Origin of the sequence: Microseira wollei NIES-4236 (genome assembly GCF_020521235.1) — a bacterium.
In the GTDB taxonomy this organism is placed as follows: Bacteria; Cyanobacteriota; Cyanobacteriia; order Cyanobacteriales; family Aerosakkonemataceae; genus Microseira; species Microseira wollei.
In genome coordinates this window covers 1-4,742 of sequence record NZ_BLAY01000341.1, presented here as the reverse complement: position 1 = coordinate 4,742, position 4,742 = coordinate 1, and the positions used below count along the sequence as shown (strand labels likewise).

The window sequence follows — 4,742 nt, the reverse complement described above, 5'->3', positions numbered from 1 at the left end:
GCAGGCTGAGCCTGGGAACTAGGAGCAGGCTGAGCCTGGGAACTAGGAGCAGGCTGAGCCTGGGAACTAGGAGCAGGCTGAGCCTGGGAACTAGGAGCAGGCTGAGCCTGGGAACTAGGAGCAGGCTATCACCTTTGTTTCTTGCTGCGATATCTCGTTTGCTCTCCCAAGGATTTTTCACAGAAACTTTGGTGTTTGCGTAAGTCGTGAAATTATGACTTGCCATCGCTTTAACTAACAGGAGGAAGAGAATCCAAGCAGGTTGTTAACAGACTCAAAAACCTGTTACCAAAGATAGCAGATAATGTGGCACAAAACGCTGCCAATCCGACTGCGATCGCCACAATCTGTATCGTTGTCAGCGATAAAGTAGATACCGATATACAAAATAAGGGAATCACTGAAAAAACCAGTCCCAGGACAGCACCCAAAAAAAACTGAGTCGCAATATCAGTCCACGTGCGTTGTTTAGAGTCACTATTTTGAGATTGCATAGTTGAAATTTTCTCTAGTTGTCAATATCAGGATCGTGGCATAGGACTTTTACGGACGATGTGAGGTTGAGAGTGAGGATTTCCTCACTCTACTATGGCTAGATTTCAGCGCGTATAAGGTTGTTCTGTTACAAGTCCAGGCACAATCCGATAATGCTTGAGGTTGAAAGTGCAGAGTGTGGCACCTCGTCCAACAGCACAAGCAGCAATTAGAGCATCAAGCAACCCTAAGCTGTGTGACAGATGATAGTTTGTAAAATTAGACAGGGCGGGATCGCAGTCAGCCTCAGTAGGCCAAACTACAGGTAATGGAGCAACGAGCTTTAATGCATTCCGAACTTGCTGCAAATTCTTAGCATCTTGAATTAGTTCCATGACTACAATACCAGGAACGCTGGGTATCTCCGACAAACTGGCAAACCAAGCTAACGCAGGAGCATGACCGCGCTGAATATCAATTAAAATGTCGGTATCGAGTAAATACATCCAGTCTACCTACGCTCGCTCTCGTGTTTCTGCCTCTTGCCGTAAATTGCGAGCGTATGCTTGACTATCAGTAATGTCAGATCGTGAATTTATTACCCCTGCATTTTGCCAGTAAGCAACAAGTTCCGCTCCTGTTTTGGGCGGATTATTTAAAACTTGTCTGACAGATAGAATATGCACGATATATTCAGACAGGGGTAGGTTTAACCGATCAGCTTCTGTGCTAAGTGCATTTTCTAAATCTGGTGGCAAGTCTAGACTGATAGTCATTTCTACTTTCCTGTTTGAACTTTGGCTTTTAATTAATGTTAGTAGGGCACCTCTGGAGGTGGTGCTTTACTACAAATTAATCGCTTCTCCCGTTAAGCTAAATGCACGAAATTCGGTAATTTTTACCTTGACTAATTTACCTTTTAGTGCATTTATGTTGCCGGTGAAGAATGCGAGGCGATTTCCTCTGGTTCTTCCCATGACTTGGGTAGGATCTTTGGGGTTTTGGTCTTCCACGAGGACTTCTTCGATGCGGTTTTGGTAGCGTTGCGATCGCTCTGCTGCTTTAATACTCACTAGATGATTCAATCGCTGCAATCGGTCGGCTTTTACTTCCTCGCTTAACTGATTTTCCCACAGTGCGGCGGGCGTGCCGGGACGGGGAGAATAAGCGGCGGTATTTAATAAGTCAAAACCAATTTCTTCGACTAATTTCAGCGTATTTTCAAACTGTGCTTCCGTCTCTCCGGGAAACCCAACAATTGCATCGCCACTAATTGCCGCATCTGGCATATACTCGCGAATTTTATCGATTATGCGGCGATATTTTTCCTGAGTATATCCCCGCGCCATTGCTTTAAGAATATCGTTATCTCCCGACTGGAAAGGAATGTGGAAATGCTCGCAAACTTTGGGCAATTCCGCACAAGCTTTTATCAATCTTTCGGTAAAATAACGCGGGTGACTGGTAGCAAAGCGAATCCGTTCGATTCCCGGTACATCGTGGACGTAGTAAAGTAAATCTGTCAGCGTGTGTAGGTGGCGTCCTTCTGGAGTAACTCCGGGTAAATCTCTGCCGTAGGCGTCGATATTTTGCCCTAATAATGTTATTTCTTTATATCCTTGACCCCCGATTTCTTCGATTTCGGCGCGAATCGCTTCCGGCGTGCGAGATTGTTCTACGCCTCGGACGTTGGGAACTACACAATAAGTGCAGCGTTCGTTGCAACCATATATTACATTCACCCAAGCCGTAACTTTACTATCGCGGCGCGGCTTGGTAATATCTTCCATGATATGGACGGGTTCGGTGGCAACAATTTGATTGCCTTCAAATACCTGTTCCAATAAATCTTGCAATCGGTTAGCGTGTTGCGGCCCCATTACTAAGTCTAATTCTGGGACGCGCCGCAGTAAAGCTTCGCCTTCTTGTTGGGCGACACATCCGGCGACAATTAAAGTTAAGTCGGGTTGTTCGTGTTTGCGCTTGGCTTGTCTGCCTAGATAAGAATAGACCTTTTGTTCGGCATTATCGCGGATGGTGCAGGTGTTGTAGAGAATTACATCTGCATCGTTGGGGTCTTCTGAGAACGCAAAGCCCATATCTTCTAGTATGCCAGCCATGCGTTCCGAGTCGGCTTTGTTCATTTGACAGCCGAAGGTGGTGATGTGATAGCGGCGAGGAGAGGTGGTCATGGTTGGCGATATGAGGACAATATCTATGTTACCGCGCTAACCCCCCATGCTAAAGCATGGGGCTACACAAACAAAGCCCGCCTGCGCGGGCTGTAAGAATTTCAGCCCGCGCAGGCGGGCTTTGTCTGTATAGCGACACCCTTAAGGGTGTCGGTTTTTGACGAAAGTATTGTGGAAGAAACGCGGTTTCTACGCTTTGCTTAAGCCAAAATATATACAATTCGTTCTGCTCAATTTTATATGGTCTGTTGTCTCAACCCCGATTGTCCCAATCCCATCAATCCCGACGGACAAAAACACTGTAGCGCCTGCGCCACAATTCTCACACCGCTACTACGAGGACGATACCGGGTGATTCACCCCTTGGGACAAGGCGGTTTCGGCAGGACTTATTTAGCCGAAGATGAAGATAATCTCAAACAACGCTGCGTGGTTAAACAATTAACACCAAACGTCCGGGGAACTTGGGCGATGAATAAAGCAGTGGAATTGTTTAAACAAGAGGCCGAACAACTGCAAAAACTGGGTGGTGAAAATCTCCAGATACCTTCATTATACGCTTATTTTGAACAAGATGGATACTTATATTTAGTACAACAATATATCGATGGACAAAATCTATTAAAGCTTTGGCAACAGCAGGGTGTTTTACGCGAAAACGAAGTTCGGCAATTGTTACTCGATTTGTTACCTGTCCTCAAGTTTATCCACTCGCGGGGGGTGGTTCATCGCGATATTAAACCTGAGAATATTATGCGCCGCCGGGACAACGATCAGCCAGTGCTGATTGATTTTGGGGTTTCTAAGCAGTTGTCGCAAACGGTGATGGCGAAACCGGGGACAAATATCGGTTCCCAAGGCTATGCACCAATCGAACAAATGCAGGATGGGGAAGCATATCCGGCAAGCGATTTGTTTAGTTTGGGGGCGAGTTGTTTTCACCTATTTACGGGGGTTCATCCTTATCGCTTGTGGACGGAACATGGTTATAGTTGGACGGCGAATTGGCGACAGCATTTGCGGGGTTCGGTTAGCGATGATTTGGGTAGGGTTTTAGATAAGTTGTTGCCAAAAGATCGTCAATATCGCTATCATTCTGCGGAGGATGTTTTAAGGGATTTGCAACAGAAGTCTGCGCCAGTGACGCCACAGCTAAAACCACCTCAATCTGTTCCAATAACGCCAAAGGGATGGACGCGGCGAGGTTTGCTTAATTTTGCTGGATTTGCTGGTTTGGGATTTTTGGCGATAAATTTGGCAGGAATGAATCTCGCCAGGAAACACCTAAAATCATCACGAATCGATTTCCATTTGAAGTTGTCGCTGTAAATGCCCAAGGTAATATTATCAACCGCAGTAATAACCAAGCGGAATTTTTTCGAGAAGATTTGGGTAATGGTGTGTTTCTGGATATGGTATTTGTTCCCAATGGGACTTTCCAAATGGGTTCGCCAAATACAGAGCAAGGTCGAGGTAACGATGAAGGGCCGCAGCGTCGCGTCACTGTGGCATCTTTTTGTATGGGGAAGTATGCGGTGACGCAAGCACAGTGGGAAGCCGTCGCGGCTTTACCTCAAATTAATCTAAGTTTGAATCCGAATCCATCGGGTTTTAAAGGGGCAAATCGACCTGTAGAAAATGTATCTTGGAATTCGGCGATGGAATTTTGTGCGCGGTTGGCTAAAAAAACTGGACGCGCTTATAGATTACCAAGCGAAGCTGAATGGGAATATGCTTGTCGCGCTGGAAATACGACACCTTTCTACTTTGGCGAGACAATTACAACTGATTTGGTTAATTACAACGGGAATTCTACATACGGGAATGCGCCGAAAGGAATTTATCGCAAACAGACAACTGATGTAGGGAGTTTTCTGCCTAACCCATTTGGTTTATACGATATGCACGGAAATGTTTGGGAAGTGCGATTCGTTTAACCTAAATTGGGTAGAGGTTAGCTGGGGTAAAACCCTAGACAACTGATTACATTTGTAGGTGAAAGTCCTACCCTCCAAGTGCAGGAGTGAAAGCGTAACCCCTAGTTTGATGGGTAGCAACCAACAGGCTAAAGCGGGG

5 protein-coding genes and 1 pseudogene are annotated in these 4,742 nt (G+C 45.9%); 2 read left to right on the top strand and 4 right to left on the bottom strand.

The window, feature by feature from the left end; genetic code table 11:
• Positions 1 to 226 (bottom strand): hypothetical protein (locus MiSe_RS47705; protein ID WP_226594283.1); only part of this gene is annotated, 226 nt, incomplete at its 3' end.
• 80 nt (positions 227 to 306) lie between these two features.
• Here MiSe_RS47705 and MiSe_RS51780 point away from each other — a divergent pair.
• Complete coding sequence (locus MiSe_RS51780; RefSeq protein WP_264197111.1) at positions 307 to 441, top strand: hypothetical protein; 135 nt, start codon at positions 307 to 309, stop codon at positions 439 to 441.
• A 158-nt stretch (positions 442 to 599) separates the two neighbouring features.
• Here the strand turns inward: MiSe_RS51780 and MiSe_RS47700 are convergent, their stop codons facing one another.
• The 3 genes from MiSe_RS47700 to miaB all read right to left on the bottom strand — a co-directional run bounded on the left by MiSe_RS47700 (position 600) and on the right by miaB (position 2,666).
• Positions 600 to 980, bottom strand: coding sequence for a PIN domain-containing protein (locus tag MiSe_RS47700; RefSeq protein WP_226594281.1), 381 nt, complete (start codon positions 978 to 980; stop codon positions 600 to 602).
• 9 nt (positions 981 to 989) lie between these two features.
• The gene (locus MiSe_RS47695) at positions 990 to 1,250 is read right to left on the bottom strand and encodes a hypothetical protein (RefSeq protein ID WP_226594279.1); all 261 of its coding nucleotides are present in this window, start codon (positions 1,248 to 1,250) and stop codon (positions 990 to 992) included.
• A 69-nt stretch (positions 1,251 to 1,319) separates the two neighbouring features.
• Positions 1,320 to 2,666 carry a tRNA (N6-isopentenyl adenosine(37)-C2)-methylthiotransferase MiaB gene (gene miaB, locus MiSe_RS47690; protein WP_226594277.1) on the bottom strand — a complete coding sequence of 449 codons (1,347 nt, stop codon included), beginning with the start codon at positions 2,664 to 2,666 and terminating at the stop codon, positions 1,320 to 1,322.
• Positions 2,667 to 2,906: 240 nt separating this feature from the next.
• On the opposite strand from miaB, the pseudogene MiSe_RS54370 reads away from it, so the two are divergent.
• Positions 2,907 to 4,588, top strand: a pseudogene (locus tag MiSe_RS54370) (bifunctional serine/threonine-protein kinase/formylglycine-generating enzyme family protein); the annotation flags it as partial.
• Positions 4,589 to 4,742 lie beyond the last annotated feature (154 nt).

Coding starts and splice junctions, on each gene's coding strand:
- miaB (WP_226594277.1), bottom strand. CDS start 2,666: ATGACCACCTCTCCTCGCCGCTATCACATCACCACCTTCGGCTGTCAA.
- MiSe_RS47695 (WP_226594279.1), bottom strand. CDS start 1,250: ATGACTATCAGTCTAGACTTGCCACCAGATTTAGAAAATGCACTTAGC.
- MiSe_RS47700 (WP_226594281.1), bottom strand. CDS start 980: ATGTATTTACTCGATACCGACATTTTAATTGATATTCAGCGCGGTCAT.